The 18,145-nt window shown below is 74.9% G+C and carries 20 protein-coding genes; 10 read left to right on the top strand and 10 right to left on the bottom strand.

Annotated elements, in window-relative coordinates:
• Window positions 1-146 precede the first annotated feature (146 nt).
• A complete protein-coding gene (locus PH190_RS24765; RefSeq protein WP_274234201.1) occupies window positions 147-809 on the top strand; it encodes an NADPH-dependent F420 reductase in 663 nt (220 codons plus the stop codon).
• 4 nt (window positions 810-813) lie between these two features.
• Here the strand turns inward: PH190_RS24765 and PH190_RS24760 are convergent, their stop codons facing one another.
• Complete coding sequence (locus PH190_RS24760; protein ID WP_274234200.1) at window positions 814-1,269, bottom strand: pyridoxamine 5'-phosphate oxidase family protein; 456 nt, start codon at window positions 1,267-1,269, stop codon at window positions 814-816.
• 86 nt (window positions 1,270-1,355) lie between these two features.
• Here PH190_RS24760 and PH190_RS24755 point away from each other — a divergent pair, with 86 nt between their 5' ends.
• Both PH190_RS24755 and PH190_RS24750 read left to right on the top strand, forming a co-directional pair.
• Window positions 1,356-2,135 (top strand): methyltransferase domain-containing protein, encoded by a 780-nt coding sequence (locus PH190_RS24755; protein ID WP_274234199.1) that lies wholly within the window; start codon window positions 1,356-1,358, stop codon window positions 2,133-2,135.
• 54 nt (window positions 2,136-2,189) lie between these two features.
• Entirely contained in the window at window positions 2,190-2,876 is a 687-nt protein-coding gene (locus PH190_RS24750) for a CDP-alcohol phosphatidyltransferase family protein (RefSeq protein WP_274234198.1), read from the top strand.
• Here PH190_RS24750 and PH190_RS24745 read toward each other — a convergent pair.
• Window positions 2,818-3,723, bottom strand: a complete 906-nt coding sequence (locus PH190_RS24745) for an NAD(P)-dependent oxidoreductase (RefSeq protein ID WP_274234197.1) — start codon at window positions 3,721-3,723, stop codon at window positions 2,818-2,820. The genes PH190_RS24750 and PH190_RS24745 overlap by 59 nt on opposite strands.
• 57 nt (window positions 3,724-3,780) lie before the next feature.
• On the opposite strand from PH190_RS24745, the gene PH190_RS24740 reads away from it, so the two are divergent.
• Complete coding sequence (locus PH190_RS24740) at window positions 3,781-4,161, top strand: MerR family transcriptional regulator (RefSeq protein WP_274234196.1); 381 nt, start codon at window positions 3,781-3,783, stop codon at window positions 4,159-4,161.
• 3 nt (window positions 4,162-4,164) lie between these two features.
• Here PH190_RS24740 and PH190_RS24735 read toward each other — a convergent pair whose 3' ends face one another.
• Window positions 4,165-4,644 carry a MarR family winged helix-turn-helix transcriptional regulator gene (locus PH190_RS24735; protein ID WP_274234195.1) on the bottom strand — a complete coding sequence of 160 codons (480 nt, stop codon included), beginning with the start codon at window positions 4,642-4,644 and terminating at the stop codon, window positions 4,165-4,167.
• 100 nt (window positions 4,645-4,744) lie between these two features.
• Here PH190_RS24735 and PH190_RS24730 point away from each other — a divergent pair, with 100 nt between their 5' ends.
• From PH190_RS24730 to fmdA, 4 genes are all read left to right on the top strand, one after another.
• Window positions 4,745-5,821, top strand: coding sequence for a substrate-binding domain-containing protein (locus PH190_RS24730; protein WP_274234194.1), 1,077 nt, complete (start codon window positions 4,745-4,747; stop codon window positions 5,819-5,821).
• A gap of 100 nt (window positions 5,822-5,921) precedes the next feature.
• Window positions 5,922-6,203, top strand: coding sequence for an FmdB family zinc ribbon protein (locus PH190_RS24725; protein WP_274234193.1), 282 nt, complete (start codon window positions 5,922-5,924; stop codon window positions 6,201-6,203).
• Between the two features lie 114 nt (window positions 6,204-6,317).
• On the top strand, window positions 6,318-6,956 hold the full coding sequence (locus PH190_RS24720; protein WP_274234192.1) for an AmiS/UreI family transporter: 639 nt from the start codon (window positions 6,318-6,320) through the stop codon (window positions 6,954-6,956).
• Between the two features lie 25 nt (window positions 6,957-6,981).
• Window positions 6,982-8,235: a formamidase gene (gene fmdA, locus PH190_RS24715; protein ID WP_274234191.1), complete on the top strand. Its 1,254-nt coding sequence runs from the start codon at window positions 6,982-6,984 to the stop codon at window positions 8,233-8,235.
• Window positions 8,236-8,282: 47 nt separating this feature from the next.
• Here fmdA and denD read toward each other — a convergent pair whose 3' ends face one another.
• Both denD and PH190_RS24705 read right to left on the bottom strand, forming a co-directional pair.
• Window positions 8,283-9,242 (bottom strand): D-erythronate dehydrogenase, encoded by a 960-nt coding sequence (gene denD, locus PH190_RS24710; RefSeq protein ID WP_274234190.1) that lies wholly within the window; start codon window positions 9,240-9,242, stop codon window positions 8,283-8,285.
• Window positions 9,233-10,597 (bottom strand): four-carbon acid sugar kinase family protein, encoded by a 1,365-nt coding sequence (locus PH190_RS24705; protein WP_274234189.1) that lies wholly within the window; start codon window positions 10,595-10,597, stop codon window positions 9,233-9,235. Before PH190_RS24705 ends, denD begins: the two co-directional genes overlap by 10 nt.
• Before the next feature lie 47 nt (window positions 10,598-10,644).
• Between PH190_RS24705 and PH190_RS24700 the strand changes: the two genes are divergently transcribed.
• Window positions 10,645-11,583, top strand: coding sequence for a PLP-dependent cysteine synthase family protein (locus PH190_RS24700; protein WP_274234188.1), 939 nt, complete (start codon window positions 10,645-10,647; stop codon window positions 11,581-11,583).
• A gap of 10 nt (window positions 11,584-11,593) precedes the next feature.
• The gene (locus PH190_RS24695) at window positions 11,594-12,328 is read left to right on the top strand and encodes a class I SAM-dependent DNA methyltransferase (RefSeq protein ID WP_274234187.1); all 735 of its coding nucleotides are present in this window, start codon (window positions 11,594-11,596) and stop codon (window positions 12,326-12,328) included.
• A 12-nt stretch (window positions 12,329-12,340) separates the two neighbouring features.
• On the opposite strand, the gene PH190_RS24690 is transcribed toward PH190_RS24695, so the two are convergent.
• The 5 genes from PH190_RS24690 to PH190_RS24670 all read right to left on the bottom strand — a co-directional run bounded on the left by PH190_RS24690 (window position 12,341) and on the right by PH190_RS24670 (window position 17,984).
• Window positions 12,341-13,648: an SNIPE associated domain-containing protein gene (locus PH190_RS24690; RefSeq protein WP_274234186.1), complete on the bottom strand. Its 1,308-nt coding sequence runs from the start codon at window positions 13,646-13,648 to the stop codon at window positions 12,341-12,343.
• Window positions 13,649-14,066: 418 nt separating this feature from the next.
• The gene (locus tag PH190_RS24685; protein ID WP_274234185.1) at window positions 14,067-16,334 is read right to left on the bottom strand and encodes an HNH endonuclease signature motif containing protein; all 2,268 of its coding nucleotides are present in this window, start codon (window positions 16,332-16,334) and stop codon (window positions 14,067-14,069) included.
• Between the two features lie 164 nt (window positions 16,335-16,498).
• Complete coding sequence (locus PH190_RS24680; RefSeq protein WP_274234184.1) at window positions 16,499-17,140, bottom strand: hypothetical protein; 642 nt, start codon at window positions 17,138-17,140, stop codon at window positions 16,499-16,501.
• The gene (locus PH190_RS24675) at window positions 17,137-17,325 is read right to left on the bottom strand and encodes a hypothetical protein (protein WP_274234183.1); all 189 of its coding nucleotides are present in this window, start codon (window positions 17,323-17,325) and stop codon (window positions 17,137-17,139) included. Before PH190_RS24675 ends, PH190_RS24680 begins: the two co-directional genes overlap by 4 nt.
• Before the next feature lie 167 nt (window positions 17,326-17,492).
• The gene (locus tag PH190_RS24670) at window positions 17,493-17,984 is read right to left on the bottom strand and encodes a hypothetical protein (RefSeq protein ID WP_274234182.1); all 492 of its coding nucleotides are present in this window, start codon (window positions 17,982-17,984) and stop codon (window positions 17,493-17,495) included.
• Window positions 17,985-18,145: the final 161 nt, after the last annotated feature.

Genomic DNA, 18,145 nt, shown 5'->3' with positions numbered 1-18,145 from the left:
GGACACCGATCGGTCCACGTCGAGCGGCCGCAGCAGGAAGGGTTCCCGCGCGGCGTGCCGCGGTTCTCCTCCAGTGTACCGCCGTCCGGGCGGGAGGCGGTGCGGCACGCCGGAACACCGCCGACCACCCCGGGGTTGCTCCGCTCATGAGGATCGGGATCATCGGGACGGGCTTGATCGGCGCCACGCTGACGCGGCGGCTCACGGCGCTGGGGCACGAGGTCCGCGTGGCCAACTCCCGCGCCCCGGAGACGCTCGCGGAGCTGGCGGCGGAGACCGGCGCGACGCCGGTGTGGGCCCGCGACGCGGCGGCGGACGCGGACGTCGTGGTCGTCAGCGTCCTGCAGAAGAGCACCCCCGACCTGGGGCCGGGCGTCGTCGCGGGGGCGAAGGAGGGCGCCCCGGTCATCGAGACGAACAACTACTACCCGCGGCAGCGCGACGGGCGGATCGACGCCCTGGAGGACGGGACCCCGGAGAGCGTCTGGGTCGCCGAGCAGCTCGGGACACCGGTGTACAAGGCCTTCAACGGCATCCACTGGAAGCACCTGCTGGAGCGCGGCGCGCCGCGCGGCGCCGCCGGACGCATCGCGCTGCCGGTCGCCGGCGCGAACGGCCCGGCCAAGGACACCGTGATGGCGCTGGTGGACGAGCTCGGCTTCGACCCGGTGGACGCCGGACCGCTCGAGGAGTCCTGGCGCCAGCAGCCGGGCACGCCGGTCTACGGCGCGGACCTCGACGCCGACGGCGTGCGCCGGGCGCTGGCCGCGGCGTCGCCGGAGCGGCCTTCGGACTTCCGGGCGGCCTGACGGGTCACGCCCGCTCCGCGCGGCGCAGCCCGGCCGCCGGGGTCCACCACTCGACGACGAGCAGCGTCGCCGCGGGGTCGAGGTGGGTGTGGACGACCTCGGTGACGTCGGCGTGGAAGAGGTCGCCCTCGGCCTCCCCGGTGACCGCGCCCGCCGCGACCGCCCGCCCCGCGATCTTGGCCTCGCCCGGCCACCGCGCCTCCTCGCCCTCGACGGGGTCGACGGTGGCGCTGTGCAGGGCGAAGCGGGGGTCGCGGCGCAGGTCCGCGCCCTTGCGTGCGCCGGGCATGGAGCCGAACGCCAGCTCCCCGTCGTCGAACACGGTCTCGATGCCCGAGATCCGCGGCGACCCGTCGGCGCGCAGCGTCGCGAGGGTCTTGTGCCGGTGGGCGTCGAACAACGCCCGCACCCGCGCCGCGAACTCCGGTACCGCTGCCTCGACCTCGCGCCACCTCGCCATGCGCCGATGGTGGCACCGACCCCCGACAGCGCGGCCGCGCAGCGACGTCGTTGTCCTGGGCCCCGCGTCGCGGGACCCTGATCGCCATGCTGCCCTTCGGCGAGGAAGCCGCCCGCCGCATCCAGGCCGTCTACGCGACGCCCGACGTCGTCCGGCAGCGCGAGCGGGTGCTGGCGCTGCTCCGTCCGCTGCCCGGCGAGGACGTCCTCGACGTCGGGTCGGGGCCGGGCTACCTGGTCCGGTCGATCGCCGAGGCCGTCGGCGCCGAGGGCTCGGTACGCGGTGTCGACCCCAGCACGGCGATGAACGCCGTCGCCGCGGAGCACGGCGCGGACCTGCCCTGGGTCGGCATCGACGAGGGCGGCGCCGAGGCCCTGCCCTACGCCGACGGGTCCTTCGACGCGGTCGTGTCGACGCAGGTCTACGAGTACGTGGCCGACGTCGCGGGCGCGCTGCGCGAGGTGCACCGGGTGCTGCGACCGGGCGGGCGCGTCGTCGTCCTCGACACCGACTGGGACTCCGTCGTCTGGCACGCCGCCGACCGTGACCTGCACCGACGCGTCATGACGGCGTGGGACGACCACCTCGTCGACCCGTACCTGCCCCGGGTCCTGCCCGGCCTGCTCGAGCGCGCGGGGTTCGACGTCGCCGAGCGGGTGCTCGTGCCGCTGTTCAACCCGGTCCTCGCCGAGGACACCTACAGCGCGCACACGATGGTCACCATCGCCGAGTACGTGACCGGGCGCCACGGCCTCACCGCGGAGGACGCGGCGCGCTGGACGGACGACCTGCGCTCGCGGGGGACCGACTACCTCTTCAGCGTCAACCGCTACTGCTTCGTGGCGACCGCCCGGTCCGAGGGCTGATCGCCAGTAGGCTGTTCGGACCTGTCGACCGTCGGCCGGGGGGTTCGGGTGGACGTGGACGACCACGAGGACTACGTCGCGCGCTGGTCGCGGGCGCACGGGGACTACGACGTGGCCGGCTCCCGGCCGGCACGCCTGTGGCTGCGGGTGTCCCACGTCCTCGCCGCGCCGCTCGCCCGCCGCGGGGTGCCCCCGTCGTGGGTGACGGGCGTGGGCGGGATCGGGGCGGTCGCGATCGCCGGCGTCGCCGCCCTCGGCGGGCGGTGGGCGCTGCTCGCGGCCGGGCTCGTCGTGGTCGTGGCGCTGCTCGACGGCGTGGACGGGGCGGTCGCCGAGCTCACCGGCGCCGCCACGGCGTGGGGCCGGGTGCTCGACCAGATCGTCGACCGCGTCGGCGACGTCGGCATGGTCACCGCCCTGTGGCTGCTCGGCGCGCCCGGACCGGTGTGCGCCGCGGCCGCGGTCCTCACCGTGCTCGACGAGTCGATCCGGTCGAGCGCGAGCGCGGCGGGCATGGCTGAGATCGGCGTCGTGACCGTCGCCGAGCGGCCCAGCCGGCTGGTCCTCGGCGGCGTCGCGCTCGCGGTCGCGGGCATCGTGCCGTCGGTCGCCGGGCTCGTGGTGACCGTCGCCGCGTCGCTGTGGGCGCTGCTGGCCCTGCTCGCGACGACGCAGCTGGTGGTCAACGTGCGGCGGCGCCTGCGGGGCCGGCCGCGGCACCCGGACGACGCGGCGACCTGAGCTCGTCGACCACCCGCGAGAACCCGTCGCCGCCGTGGCCGCGGTCGATCGCGCGGCGCGCCAGCCCGTGGACCAGCTCCGGCAGCGCCGGGTCGACGCCCCGCGCCCGGCTCGTCGCGACGATGTGGGCGAGGGCGGCGGCGTCCATGACGAGGTTGTCCTCGTCGCCGGGGTGGGTCCCGGCGTCGACGTCCTTCGCCAGCCCGCGGAAGGTGGCGGGCAGGATCGCGACGACCTCCTCGGCGTAGCGCACGAACTCGCCGGCCGGGACGCCGTCGCGGCCCACCACGGCCGCGGCGTGCAGGAACGACGCGAGGCCGGCGAAGAAGACGTCGAGCATCCCGAGGTCGAACAGGGCGGCGCGCCCGGGGTCGTCGCCGAGGAGCTCGGTGCGCCCGAGCGCCTCGAGCGTCGTGCGGTGCCGCTCGTGCACCGCGGCCGACCCGCTGTAGAGGACCAGGCCCTCCTCGGGGCCGACGAGCGGGGTCGGCACCATGATCGTCCCGGCCAGCACCTCGGCGCCCCGCTCGGCGAGCCACGCGGCGGTGGCGCGGGCGTGCTCGGGCGTCCCCGAGGTGAGGTTGACCAGCGTGGTGCCGGCGAGGTCGACCCCGTCGAGGACGGTGCGCACGGCGGCGTGGTCGAGCAGGCAGACGATGGTGAGCGGGCTCGCGGCGACGGCGCTCGCGGGGTCGGGCGCCGGGCGGGCGCCCTCGCCGACCAGCGCGTCGGCGCGGGCGGGCGTGCGGTTCCAGACGGTGACGGGGTGTCCGGCGACGAGGAGGGCGCGGGCGAGGGCGGTGCCCATCGCGCCGAGGCCCAGGACGGTGACGACGTCGTGCTCCATGACCCGGGACGCTAAAGTCTGACACCGGTGTGAAGGTCAAGCCCGGAGGTCGGCGGCGTGCGGATCGGGGAGCTGGCGCGCCGGGTCGGGGTGGCACCCCGGCTCCTGCGCTACTACGAGGAGCAGGGCCTCCTGCGCCCGCGGCGGGCGGCGTCGGGCTACCGGGAGTACGCCGAGGCGGACGTCGACGTCGTCCACCACGTGCGCACCCTGCTCGCCGCCGGACTCTCGACGGCCACCATCGCCGAGCTCCTGCCCTGCATGGGCGCCGACGGCCCGCGGCTCGTGGCGAGCTGCCCGGAGCTGCTCGACGACCTGCACCGCGAGCGCGACCGGATCACCGCCATGATCGACGAGCTCGCCGCCGCCCGGGAGGGGCTGGACGCCGTCATCGCCACGGCCGTCCCCGACGGCGACCGGTACGCCGCGAGCTGCTGACCGTCAGGCCTGGACGGGCGCCTCGAGCTCGCCGACGCGGGCCGGGGTCAGGCCCTGCTGCAGGCGCCGCAGCAGCGCGTCGAAGTGCTCGGCGTCCGCGCCCAGGACCTCCCGGAACTGGCCCCGGACGTCGGCGGTCGCCGCGTCCCACTCCGCCAGGGCCTGCCGGCCGCGGGGGGAGACGACGATGAGCACGCGCCGGCGATCCTCGTGGTCGCGGCGGCGCAGGACGAGGTTCGCCGACACCATGCGGTCGACCAGCTTGCTGAGCTTGGGTGCCAGCAGGAGCACGTGGTCGGCGACCACGTTCATGGGGCAGCCGCCCCGCTCGGCGAGCAGGCTGAGGATCCGCCACTGGTCGAGGCTCGAGCCGCAGCCGCGCAGCGCCTCCTCGAGCCGCCCGGTGAGGGTGCGCTCGACGAGCGAGAGCAACCGGAGGGCGTCGTCGCCCTCGTCGGTGGCCCGTCCCGCGCTGGTCGACACGGTGCGATCGTAGCCGCGGAACCGGTCCCGCCGGGGAGGCGTGCGCGGCTCGTCCGATCGGAGCAGCTCCGCCCGCGGTCTCGGTCGCTAGCGTCTCCTCATGGCCGAGTCGCTGTCCCGCGCGCGCGGACGCGACGTGCTGGACATGGCCCTCGTGATCCCGTTGCAGGGCCCCGCCGGGATCTTCGGGCCGTCGTGCGAGAGCTGTGCCGCGCTCGCCGTACAGGAGATCAACGCCGACGGCGGGGTGCTCGGCCGGGAGCTGAACCTCGTGCCGGTCGACGGGGGCCGCAGCCCGGAGGAGGTGGCGATCGAGGTCGACGCGCTGGTCAGCGCCGGCGCGGTCCAGGCCGTCACGGGCTGGCACATCTCGGCGGTCCGCGAGGCGGTCGCCCCGCGCATCCACGGCCGCGTCCCGTACGCCTACACCGCGCTCTACGAGGGCGGCGAGGACCGGCCGGGCCTGTTCCTCACCGGCGAGACCCCGGATCTCCAGCTCGGGCCGACGCTCGACTGGTTCGCGGGGACGGCCGGCGTCCAGCGCTGGACGATCGTCGGCGACGACTACGTCTGGCCACGGCGCTCGGCGACGACCGCGGCGCGCTACCTGCGCCGGATCGGCGGCACCGTCTGCGACGAGATGTTCGTGCCGCTCGGCACCTCCGACTTCTCGGGGGTGCTCGGCCGCGTCGAGGCCAGCGGCTGCGACGCGGTGCTGATGCTCCTCATCGGCGACGACGCCGTCGCCTTCAACCGGGCCTTCGCCGCGGCGGGCCTCGACCGGGACATCCTGCGGTTCAGCTCACTCATCGAGGAGAACGTCCTGCTCGCCTCCGGGTCGGAGAGCACCCGCGGGCTCATGACCTCGGCGGGCTACTTCGAGGACCTCGCGACGAGCTCCGGGCTGGAGTTCGCCGCCACCTACTTCCGCGAGTTCGGCGACGACGCGCCGGTGCTCAACAGCCTCGGCGAGTCCTGCTACGAGGGCGTCCGGCTGCTCACCGAGCTGATGCGCCGGGCCGGGTCGACGCAGGTGCCGGCCATGATGTCGGTGGCCGACGGCCTGGCGTACGAGAGCCCGCGCGGCACGGTCGAGCTCCGCGACCGGCACCTGCGCCAGCGGGTCTTCCTCGCCGTCGCCGACGGCCTGACCTGGGACGTCGTGCAGCAGCTCTGAGTGTTGACGCCCGACCGGGGCGTCGCTAGTTTCCTAGGAAACAAATTCCTGCGAAGGACATCGCCTCACCGCCGAGGCCTCGACGAAGGGGGGTGCGGCGATGCCGCTCTACGCCTACCGCTGCGGTGCGGACGGTCCGGTGGACGTGATGCGGCCGATGGGCGCCGCGCCCGCGGTCGTCCCGTGCCCGACCTGCGGCGCCGACGCCGCCAAGATGATCACGGCGCCGCGGCTCGCGCTCGCCGACCGCGGGAAGGTCGCGGCGATCGACCGCGCCGAGGCCTCGCGCACCGAGCCCGCCGTCGTCAGCGCGCCGCCGCCCCGGCCCGTCGGGCCGTCCCGCCCCCTCGACCCCCGCACCGCGGCGCTGCCGCGCCCCTGACCGCACCTCGCCCGCCCTGGTCGTCCCGGGGCCGTCGACGCCACCTGCCCGCACCCGGGCGGATCCACGACAGGAAGGACGTCCCCGTGCTGCGACCTCCACCGGCGCCCTCCCGTGGCTAGCGTCGGCCTGCTCTTCGTCGGCGCCGTGCTGTTCATCAACGGCGTCATGCTGCTGGGGTGGATCGACGCCCGTTCGGCCGCACCGATGAACTTCTTCGTCGGCGGGCTGCAGATCATCACGCCGCTGTACCTGATCTTCACGGCGGACGGTGACGCCGACGTCGTCCTGGCGGCGTCCGGCCTGTTCCTGTTCTCGTTCACCTACCTCTACGTCGCGGTGAACCTCACCTGGGACCTCGACGGCACCGGGCTCGGCTACTTCTGCCTGTTCGTCGCGATCACCGCGCTCGTCTTCTCCGTCCTGAACTTCACCCGCTTCGCCGACCCGGCCTTCGGCGTCATCTGGCTGCACTGGGCGTTCCTGTGGTCGCTCTTCTTCGTGCTGCTGGGCCGCCGGCGCGACGGGATCGGGCGCTACACCGGCGCGGTCTGCGCCATCCAGGGGTGGGTGACCGCCTGGATCCCCGCGCTCCTGCTCCTGACCGGCGTCTACGCCGAGATCGGCGTCCCGCTGGCCATCGGCCTCGCGATCTTCGGGGTCGTCGTCTACGCCGCCCTCGTCCCGTGGGCGCGCCGGCAGCGGTCCGCACCGCCCACGCCCGCCCCCGCCGGCGAGCACGTCCCCGCCTGAACCCCCGCGTCCCGAGGAGAGAGCGATGCCGAAGAAGGTCTTCCCGCTCGACAGCAGCAAGAAGTTCACCGAGCAGCAGATCGTCGGCCACAACCGGTGGCATCCGGACGTGCCCGCGCAGGTGCACGTCAAGCCCGGCGACGTGTTCCGGGTCGACTGCCGGGAGTGGTTCGACGGCGCGATCGTCAACGACGACTCGGCCGACGACATCCTCCACGCCCCGCTCAACAACGTGCACGTGCTCTCCGGCCCGATCGCGGTCGAGGGCGCGCAGCCCGGCGACCTGCTGATCGTCGACATCCTCGACGTCGGCCCGATCCCGCAGGAGGACTCCGGCCCGCTGGCCGGCCAGGGCTGGGGCTACACCGGCGTCTTCGCCAAGACCAACGGCGGCGGCTTCCTCACCGACCACTTCCCGGACGCCTACAAGGTCATCTGGGACTTCCGCGGCGGCAAGGCCACCTCGCGCCACGTCCCGCACGTCGAGTTCACCGGCATCGTCCACCCGGGCCTCATGGGGACGGCGCCGTCGCACGACCTGCTGGGCAAGTGGAACGCCCGCGAGCAGGCCCTCATCGACACGGACCCGCAGCGGGTGCCGCCGCTGGCCCTGCCGCCCCAGCCCGAAGCGGCGATCCTCGGGTCGCTGACGGGCGACGACTTCGAGCGGGCCCGCCACGAGGCCGCCCGCACCGCGCCGCCGCGCGAGAACGGCGGCAACCAGGACATCAAGAACTTCACCAAGGGCAGCCGCGTCTTCTACCCGGTGTTCGTCGACGGCGCGAACCTGTCGATGGGCGACCTGCACTTCTCCCAGGGCGACGGCGAGATCACGTTCTGCGGCGCCATCGAGATGGGCGGGTTCATCGACCTGCACGTCGACCTGATCAAGGGCGGGATGCAGACCTACGGGGTCTCCGAGAACGCGATCTTCGTCCCGGGCAACACCGACCCGCAGTACAGCGAGTGGATCGCCTTCTCCGGGACGTCGGTGACCCTCGACGGCGAGCAGCGCTACCTCGACTCGCACCTGTCGTACCAGCGGGCCTGCCTGCACGCGATCGACTACCTGACGACCTTCGGCTACTCGCCGATCCAGGCCTACATGATCCTGGGCGCGGCCCCGATCGAGGGCCGACTGTCGGGTGTCGTCGACATCCCGAACTCCTGCTCGACGGTCTACCTCCCGACCGGGATCTTCGACTTCGACGTCAAGCCCGGCAAGGACGGGCCCACGACGATCGATCCGGGCCAGGGCGTGCCGATCGCGCGCGCCTGAGACGGGCTCCCCGTCCCCGGCGACGTCGTCCGTGCTGATCCCGCAGGTCAGCCCTGGAGGTAGGCGCGGACGACGTCGTCGTAGGAGGCGTCGGCGGTGAGCCCGAGGGCGCGGGCGCGGGGGGTCTCGAAGCGGTCGGGCCAGCTGCCGACGACCGCGACGACCGCCGGGTCCTCGACCCAGTCGACGAGGTCGCTGGTGCCGGGCCCGGCGACGCGGTCGAGGGCGGCGAGCATCTCCCGCGGGGTGGTCGTCAGCGCGGGGAGGTTCATCGCGGTGCGGCTGCCCCAGGTGGCGTCGTCGACCTCGGCGGCGCGCAGGATGCCGTCGAGGGTGCGCGGCGGTGACGACAGCGCGACGGCCATGTCGGGGGGCGCGGGGCAGACGGCGCGCTCGCCCGCGAGCGGCTCCCGGACGATGCCCGACAGGAAGCTCGACGCCGCGGCGTTGGGACGGCCGGGGCGCACCGAGACGGTCATCAGCCGCACCGAGCGGCCCCGCACGAAGCCCTTGCGGGTGTAGTCGGCGACGAGCTGCTCGCCGATGAACTTCTGGATCCCGTAGCTCGACTGCGGGCGCGGGAGCGTGTCGTCGTCGACGGTGCCGACCGGCCCGATCGCCGGGTCGCTGCCGAACACCGCGAGCGAGCTGGTGAACACCAGCACCGGCGGCGTCGCGTGGCCGCGGGCGTACTCGAGAACGGCGCGGGTGCCGTCGAGGTTGGTGTGCATGCCGGCGTCGAAGTCGGCCTCGGCGGCGCCGCTGACCACGCCCGCGAGGTGGAAGACGGCGTCGGCCTCCTCGCCGAGGGTGCGGCTGAGCTCGCCCTGCACGTGCTCGACGCGCGGGTCGGCGGCGACGTCGTCGGCGGGCGGGACGAGGTCGACGACGACCAGCCGCTCGACATCGGCGGGCGCCGCGCCGCCGATCCCGACCGGGCCGGCGAGCAGCCGGCGGCACAGCAGCGTCCCGAGGAACCCCGACCCACCGGTGACGATCACGCGCATGCGGCCTCCTCGAGGCGGTCGACGACGTCGGCGAGGGCCTCGTCGTCACCGACGTTGCCGGGGAACACGACCAGGGGCGGCCCGCTCGTCGGCGCCCAGAGCGACACGATCCCCGGGAGCATCGAGCCGCGCACCCAGGCGCGGTCGGCGCGCAGGGACTCGGTGGCGACGTCCGACGAGGTGATGCCGCCCTTGGCGAGGACGTAGGCGGGCGCGCTCTCGCCGACGACCCGGCCGGCCACCGTGGTCAGCGCGGCGCTGACCCGGCGGGCGATGTCCAGGCTCTCGGCCTCGTCGCGGCCGGTGACCAGGGTGCGGGAGGTGCTCAGGAGGGTGGTGCGCTGCCGCAGTCCGTCGAGGACCTCCGTGACCACGCCCTCGAGGGGCACGCCGTCGAGCACGGCCGCGACGTCGAGCTCGACGTGCGCGAGGTCGCGGCGGGCGGCGAGGCGCTCGAGCTGGCGGCTCGTCCGCCCGACGTGGGAGCCGGCGACGAGCAGGCCGTGGGGGGACGTGCCGCGGCCGACCGCCTGCGCGAGCTCGGCGTCGTCGAGCGGCGGCTGCGCGTCCTGGCCGGCGCGGGCGCGGACGAACGACGGCCCGACGCGGTAGACGTGGCGGGCGCCGGCGCGCTCGGCGGCGAGGAGGGCGAGGACGGCGGCGCGCAGGTCGTCGTCGACGACGGCGTCGAGGACGATCACCCGCGCCCGCGGCAGGGTGATCGTGCCGCTGCGGAGCTCCTCGATGCCGACCTCGGCGACGTCGGCGGCCGGGATGGCGCCGCCGCTCTTCTCCGCGACCCAGGCGGCGAGGCGCGAGGAGCGGTAGCCGAAGGTGGCGTCGCCGGCGAACTCGCTGTCGGCGACCGGGGTGAGCCCGTCGCCGTCGCGCAGCCAGTGGATGCCGTCGAGGGTGACGCGCCCGGCGTCGGGGAAGGCGGGCGCGAGGATCACAGCGTCCGGCGCGCCGGCCTCCCGGGCGATGACGTCGGTCTCGAGCGGGAAGTGCCCGCGCAGCGTGGAGTCGCTGCGGCTGGCGAAGACGACGTCGGTGCCGCGGCGGCCGGCGACCGCGAGGCAGGTGCGGACGACCTCGCGGGTGCGCGCGGCGGCGTCGGCGGGGCCGAGGCTGCGGGTGTTGGTGAGGACGAAGAAGGCCGGGGTGTCCCGGTCGAGGGCCCAGGCGACGTCGTCGGCGGTCCAGCGGGTGAGGACGGGGAGGTCGCGGACGGTCTGGGTGCCGGTGGGGTCGTCGTCGAGCACCACGACGGTCGGGGTGCCGACCAGCGCCTCCCGCACCCGCTCGGCCGGGACCTCGCGCACGGGTGGGAGCGCGGCGAGCCGGTCGGTGCCCATGGGCTCATCGTCGCAGGATCGCCCGGTCCCGGAGCATGCTGTCGGGCGTGACCGGACACGCGGGGGTGGCGCCGTCGGTGCTGGACGCGGTCGGCGACACCCCGATGGTCCGGCTGCACCGGGTGGTGCCCGCGGGAGCCGCGGACGTGCTGGTCAAGCTCGAGGGCGCGAACCCGACGGGCAGTTACAAGGACCGGATGGCGACGGCGATCGTGGCGGGCGCGCGGGCGCGGGGGGAGCTGCGGCCGGGGCGGCGGGTCGTGGAGTTCACGGGCGGGAGCACGGGGTCGTCGCTGGCCTTCGTGTGCGCGGTCCTGGGGCACCCGCTGTCGGTCGTCTCCTCCGACGCGTTCTCCCCCGAGAAGCTGCGCACGATGCGGGCCTTCGGCGCCGACCTGACGGTGGTGCCGAGCCGCGAGGGGCGGATCACGCCCGACCTGTTCGTGCGGATGCGGGCCGAGGTCGACCGGATCGTCGCCGAGCACGACGCCTTCTGGACCGATCAGTTCCACAACGCCGACGCCCTCGTCGGCTACGCGGAGCTGGGTCGGGAGATCCTCGCGCAGGCGCCGGCGGTGGACGTCTTCTGCGCGGCCGTCGGCACGGGCGGGATGCTCGCCGGGGTGGCGGGGGTGCTGCACGGGGCGGGGCCGACGCGGGTGGTGGCGTTGGAGCCGGCGAGCTCGCCCACCTTGACGGCCGGGAGGGGCGGGGCGCACCGGGTGGAGGGCACGGCGACCGGGATCGTGCCGCCGCTGCTGGTGCCGTCGGCGTTCGACGACGCGCGGGCCCTGGACGAGGACGGGGCGCGGGAGCTGGCCCGGCGGCTGGCCCGGGAGGAGGGGCTGTTCGTCGGGACGTCGTCGGCGCTGAACATCGCGGGCGCGCTGGAGCTGGCGGGGGAGGTCGGGCCGGGGGGCACGGTGGTGACGGTCGCCGTGGACACGGGGCTCAAGTACCTCGCGGGCGACCTCTTCGATGGCTGAGACTCCGGGCGTGGACGACCTCCGCCGCGCGTGGGACGAGCAGGCCGACCGGTGGATCGCCTGGGCCCGGCGGCCGGGCCACGACACCTACGAGCGGTGGCACCGCGACGCGTTCCTGCCGATCCTGCCGGGGCCGGGTCGGCTGACCGTCGACCTGGGCTGCGGCGAGGGGCGGCTGACGCGGTACCTGCGGTCGGCCGGGCACCGGGTGGTGGGCGTCGACGGGTCCCCGCGGCTGGTGGCGGCGGCGCACGGGGCCGACCCCTCGGGGCCGGTGCTGAACGCCGACGCGGCGGCGCTGCCGCTGGGCGACGGGGTCGCCGACCTGGTGGTGGCGTTCATGTCGCTGCACGACGTCGACGACCTCGACGGGGCGGTGGACGAGGTCGCCCGGGTGCTGGTGCCGGGCGGGGTGCTGTGCGTGGCGGTGGTGCACCCGCTGAACTCGGCGGGGACCTTCCGGTCGCGGGCGGCCGGGAGCGAGTACGTGGTCGAGGGGTCGTACCTGGGCGGGCGGCGCTACGCGGACTCGATCGAGCGCGCCGGGCTGGGGATGACCTTCCACTCGCTCCACCACCCGCTGCAGGACTACACCCGGGCGTTCGAGCGCAACGGCCTGCTGGTCGAGGCCCTGCGCGAGCCGGCGGTGCCCGACGAAGCGGTGCGGGACGACGCCGACCGCCGCTGGCAGCGGGTGCCGTTGTTCCTGCACCTGCGGGCGCGGCTGGGGGAGGGAACCTCCTGACCGGCCTCGTGGTCAGGCCGAGACGGCGCTCGGTGTGGTGACGCGCCCCGTGAGGTGGGAGCTCTGGCGGTACTCAAGGGCCTCTGGCGTCTCCTCGAAGGTGATGAGGTCACCGGCGAGCCGGAGGAGCTGGTCGCGAACCTCCGCCGGGGTGGCGTAGAAGAACTCGCGTCGTTGGTTCACCTGGTTCACGCGCTGCGCGGCGAAGTGCGTGTGCAGGCGATTCTCGATCCCGACAGCGTCCTTCGAGAACTGGAGGACGTGCACGTCGAACCGGAAGGGGACCGAAGCGTCGCCCAACTCTCGGACCCGGTCCATCGGTTCGAGGCGCCGGGTCATCCCGATCTTCACCACGTCCGGCCCGAAGGAGCCGATGTTGCTGATGACGTAGACGTAGCCTGCGCGGATGTTCGCTGCCCGGTAGTCCACCTGCTCGATGGCGGTCTCGATCTCGGCGAGCTCGAGGCGCAGCCGTGCCACGGCCTCGTCGTCGCCGCTCGCCTCCACCTTCGCCAGCGCGTTCTCGTAGTGCTGGCGCTCCTTCTCGAGCCTCGTCCGCTCCCGCTCGATCTCTTCCTGCGCCTTGCGCTCCTCCCGGAGCCGCGCCTTCTCTTCGCGCTCCCGCTCCTTCTCCTGCGCCACCTTCTCGAGGTGGTCGGCCGTCAGCTCCAACTCCATGAGGCGCAGACGGTGATAGCTCGCCGTGATGCTGATGTTCATGGTCTTGCCGAGTTTCTCGACCGTGGCGACGACCTTGTTCAGGCGTTCCCGCGACGAGTCCAACTTGTACGGCTTCATCGACCGAACCAGGTTGTCCGCCTCGGCGTTGTAGGCGCGCAGCATGAGCTTCGAGGTCTCGCGGACCATGGCGCGCCCCTGGCTCAGCGATCCGTTCACGGTCCAGTTCGTGGCTCCGGAGACGGCGCCCCCGTCCTTGAGGTTCATCGCCTTGATCGAATCCTTGATGCGTCCAATCTCGGCCTTGTACGCGACCGCGCTGTCGAGCGGGTGCTGATACTGGTAGACCCCGACCTCCTGGAGCAGGGCTGACTCCCGGGTCTCCACGACGCCCTGCCGTGCTCGCTCCAACTCCTCGGCAACGGAGGCAAGAGATCTCCGGAGGGCGGCGAGCTCCCCGTCGATCTCGCGTCGACGCAGTGCCATCTCCTGCTCCGCGCGGGCTGCCTCCTTGCGGAGCTCGACGACGTCGAGAGCGCCCATCCTGCTGAGCTGGTCGCGCAGGAGATCGTTCTCCTGCTGGACGTCCGCCAGCGTCGACGCCAGCTCGCGAGCGTGCTTCCTGGCGCCGAAGACCGGCACCGCCGCAGGGCTGTCGCCGCGCGGCGACCGGCTTGCCTCGAGGGCCGGCCCGCCGGGTGGGGTCGAGGTGGATCTCGTCGATCGTGGCTCACCGGGTCCTACCCGGGCTGCCTCGTCGCGCCCTCGATCCGCGGTGTCCGGGGAGGGCTCATCGACCCAGAACATCCAACCGTGTGGGGCGGGCCCCCACGAGGGGTCGGGTTGCCAGCCGGGCGGTGGCGTCCAACCTGCCGGAGGCGTCGGCCAGTTCGGTGGAGCCCGGAAAGCCTTCGACACCCAGTCGTCTCCTTCGTGCGGACACCCGACACCGCTGCGCGAGCAGCAGCACCGCCTGGCATCGAGATCCAGGTGAGGAGAAGATCGCTGAGCGACATCGAGACGTTGCAGGCTGTGAAGGGATCTTCGGACCCGGGTCTGCTCAGAAAGGCGGCGGGTCATCGTCCGGCCGCCGGGAGGGCGGGGCTGCGGCGGCGTTGGCCGCCATCCCGGTACGGCGAAGGAAGCGCCGGCGCCAGGCGTCGTCCTCGTTGTCGGCGATGCCGGTGGCGTCGCCCTCGAGGTCGGGGTCGACGACCGGGCCGTCGTGGGGGAGCGGCCGGGGCCGAGCCGCCGGGCGCGGCCGGGGGAGCGGCTCGATGATCTTCTTCGGGCGCGTGGTGTGGCGGACGCCGGCGCGGGTGCGGAAGGTGAACAGCCCGGGCGACGGTTGGGCGACCTGCCAGCCGGCGAGGTGCTTGGCGCGGTGGTGGTGCCGGTCGAGGACCCCGAGGTTCGTGTGCGACGTGATGCCGTGGAGGGCCCAGTCGCGGGTGTGGTCGAGGTCGGCCCCGCGGGCGGTGCGGCGGCAGCAGGGCGCCACGCAGTGCCGGTCGCGGATCCGTACCCACCGGTCGATCTCGACGCGGGGGCGCCGGCGCCGGTGGTCGGCGAGGGTCTCGTGGGGGCGCGCGGGCGAGCGCGCCTCGGGGTGCGCCCCGAGCTCGTCGAGGCGCCGCTGGACCTCGGCGATCAGGCCCGACCAGGCGGGGTGGGCGCGCGGATCGAGCGCGGCCACCAGCGTCGTCGGGACCTGGAGCTCGACGATCGCGGTGCACGGCTCGACCCGCCCCCGGTCCGGTGGCTCCGGGGGCTCGGTCGGTCGTGGTGATGGTGGTGGTCGCCCTGGTCGTCGTCGGGCGAGGAGGACGTGCTGGAGGCGGCCCTCGTCGTCGGTGAGGACGATGCGCCACTCGCCGCCTCGGTAGGCGGTGAGCATGGTCCGGGCGTGGTGGGCGAGGAGGTTGCCGTAGCCGGGGACGGTGGCGGGGAGATCGTCGAGGCTCAGCGCGGTGGTGAGCCGCAGCCGGAGCTCGGACGTGCCGCACCGCGGACGTCCGGCACCCGGGTCCGCCCCCTCGATCGTCGGCGGGGAGGACGGCTCGGGCAGCTCGGGTGGGGCGAGGACGCCCTGCTCGGTCGCGTGGTCCGTGGGTGAAGGTGCGCCGCCCGACTCGTGCGCGTCGCTGTCCGACCCGTGCCCGGCGTCCTCGGCGGCCGGACCGCCCGGCTCGTCGTCGGGGGCGTCGGGCCCGTCGTCGGGACCCCGGTCGCCCCGGCCCCGCCCCTCGTCGTCCGGGTCGTCCGGGCCGTCGTCCGGGCCGTCGTCCGGGCCGTCGTCCGGGTCGTCCGGGTCGTCCGGGTCGTCCGGGTCGTCCGGGTCGTCGTCCAGCCCGTCGTCCGGCCCGTCGTCCGGCCCGTCGTCCGGCCCGTCGTCCGGCCCGTTGCCGGGGCCGTTGGGGCCGTCGGGGCCCTCGGAGCCCTCGGAGCCCTGGTCGGCGCCGTGGCTCGAGGCGGCGTCGTCGCTGGTCGGCGCGGGGTCGGGGCGGCTGCGGTCGTGGTACTCGGCGGCGAGGAGCAGGGCGACCTCGCGGTCGTCGAGGCCCGCCACCGAACCGTCGAGGAGCCGCTCGGCGACCTGCGCTCGCAGGGCGTCGATGGGCGTCAGCACCCCGAGGTGGCGCACCGCGGCGGCCAGGGCGTCGCACCGGTCGCGCATGGCGAGCCCGCTGGGGGCGGCGACATCGCAAACCGAGAACGTCGCGGTGCCGGTGGGGTTCGGGGTCAGGATCACCCGGGCGTTCTTCTCCGCCCGTGCGGCGCGCCGGGCGGCCCACTCGGGGTCCAGCGCCGTCGCGACCTGATCGATGCGCCGGACGAGCTCGGCGGGCGGGAGCTCGGCGGCCTCGGGCAGGAGCACCTGGCAGACGTGGCGAGCGTGGTCGTCGGCGAGGTCGCGCGTGCCCTCGCTGAAGCGGGTGGCCTTGTGCTCGTCGATGATCCCGTGCCACAGCGCGTCACCGAGGTCGGGCAGGCGATCCTGCAGGTCGTCGGCGAGGTCGAGCTTCCGGCTGGTCATGGTGCGGCCCCAGCCGAGCACCGCCGCGACCTCGTCGCCGGAGAACTCGTCGAGCCCCGAGCGGCGGTCGACGCGGTCGGCCTGCGCGCGGCCCAGGTGGTGCATCGCGTCGAGCAGGCGGGCGGCGCCGCGGCTGGTCGCGCGCTGGCAGGCGCGCAGGTAGGCCGCGAGGTCCTCGCCCGTCAGCGCGGCCGGCGAGAGGCGCTCGAGAGCAGCGACCAGCTCCGCGCCCGGGGCGAGCGCGTCCAGCTCGGCGGCGAGGCCGGGCCGGAGGTCGTGGTCGATGCTCACGGGGACGACGCTAGAGGTGACCCCCGACAGTGGCGGCCGGATCGAGGCTCGACGGGGGCCTGCCGAAGGTCACGAACAGCTCACGATGTGGACCGTGCTCGAGACCCCGGACGAGCCCGTCGAGGCACCGCCCGCGCCGCGGACCCTGCAGCCCTCGTAGCTCGTCAGCGCCGTCGCCAGAGCCGGCCGAAGGCCCCGGGACGCGGCGCGGTGCAGGCCTGCCGGGCCTGCCAGCGCCGCGTCCACTCGGGCATGCGCTCGGCGAGCAGGGCCTCGGTCTCCTCCACCGGGCGGTGGCGGAGGCGGTCCGCGACCTCCCGGTCGCCGGAGAGCTGCGTGGCGAGGGCCTTGGCCGGCAGGTCCGCGCCGTGCACCGGCACCCCGTAGCGACGGGCCAGCGCGGCCCGCTGCTCGGTGGGCACGCCGGGGCCGGCGACGATCACGCGCGGGTAGCCGTGCGACGCCCGCCAGCCGCGCGTCCCCTCGACCACCTGCCCCCACAGCGCCACGACCCCGAGCACCTCGACGTCGGACGGCCCCCACTCCAGCGTGCCGGGGTCCGCCACGGCGTAGAGACCGCAGCGGCAGCGGTCCCCGGGCGGCGAGTGCCCCGCCGATCCGCAGTGCGCGATCATCGGCCGGCGCGCGGGCCACACGACGCCGGCCAGGGGTGCGATGAGGTCGGCGCGACGCTGTGCCCGGCGACCCACGCGCCAGGTCCGCCACCCGAGGATCGGTGCGGGCAGGTCCGGGACGCCCAGGACCTCGGCGGGCCCGGGGCGGCGGGGGTCGACCGGTGTCGTCACCGGGCGGGCTGGGGCGCGGCGTCGTCGGGGACGGGGGTGCTGACGGCGGTGGTGCCGACGGCGGTGGTGCTGACGGCGGTGGTGCTGACGCCGGCGTCGGACCCGTCGACCTCGACGGCGTCGCCCGGCACGGGCGAGCTGATGGGTTCGGCGGTGAGGCGGCGGCGGACGGGGCCGATGTCCATGACCGGAACGCTGGCACGTCCGGCGCCCCGGCACCAGACGAGGAGCCCTCGGCGGGGAGAGATCGTGCCGACACCACCCGCTCGGCCGCTCCGCGACGCGTCACCCCACCGACGGCGGCACCGCATCGGAGATCGCGGAGAGCCGGTGACGGCGACGCGGGCGTCGGTCAATCGGGCCGGATCGCCCCGTCCGCGGCCTCCTCGGCGATCTCCTCGAGGACCCGCCGGGGGACGGGGGCCGTCGCCGGCTGGACCTCGACCGTCGTGACCAGGCGGCCGTCCTGGCGCGAGGCGTACGCAGGCTCCGCGAGCTCGATGACCTGCGTGCCCTCCGAAGGCGAGAGCTGATCGACGTTCCCCGTGCCGGGCCGGTCCACCAGCGCCTTGAGCTCCGTCGCGTCGTCGAGCTCGACCATCTCGATCCAGGCGACGGCGACCACGGCCGCCACGGGGCCTCGGTGCACCTCGACGAGCCCGCGGTAGACCGCCTCGCACGGGTGGGTCGCGAGGAACTCGCGCACCTGCCCACGCGCGTCCGCGGCACACGATCCCGAGTCGGCCTCGGCCTGGAGCGACGGCCGCAGCCCGCTCCGGATGAGCTGGCGCTGGATGCGGGCCGAGCGCTGCTGGCCGCGGGCGGCCCGGGCGGGAGCGGACACGCTCGGGGCGTTCCCTCGGAGAACGGTGCTGGCGGTCGAGCCGGCGCCCGCCCCCTCGGCCCCGACGCTGACCGCCGCGGCGATCCCGATGACGCCGGCGGCGAGGACCGAACCGACGCCGACCTTGTAGGTGTACCGCCCTCTGTCATCACGCGGCTGTG

It is taken from the genome of Actinomycetospora straminea (assembly GCF_028737255.1).
Classification (GTDB): Bacteria; Actinomycetota; Actinomycetes; order Mycobacteriales; family Pseudonocardiaceae; genus Actinomycetospora; species Actinomycetospora straminea.
The sequence above is the reverse complement of the archived record's forward strand: the minus strand, read 5'-3'. Positions and strand labels throughout refer to the sequence as shown.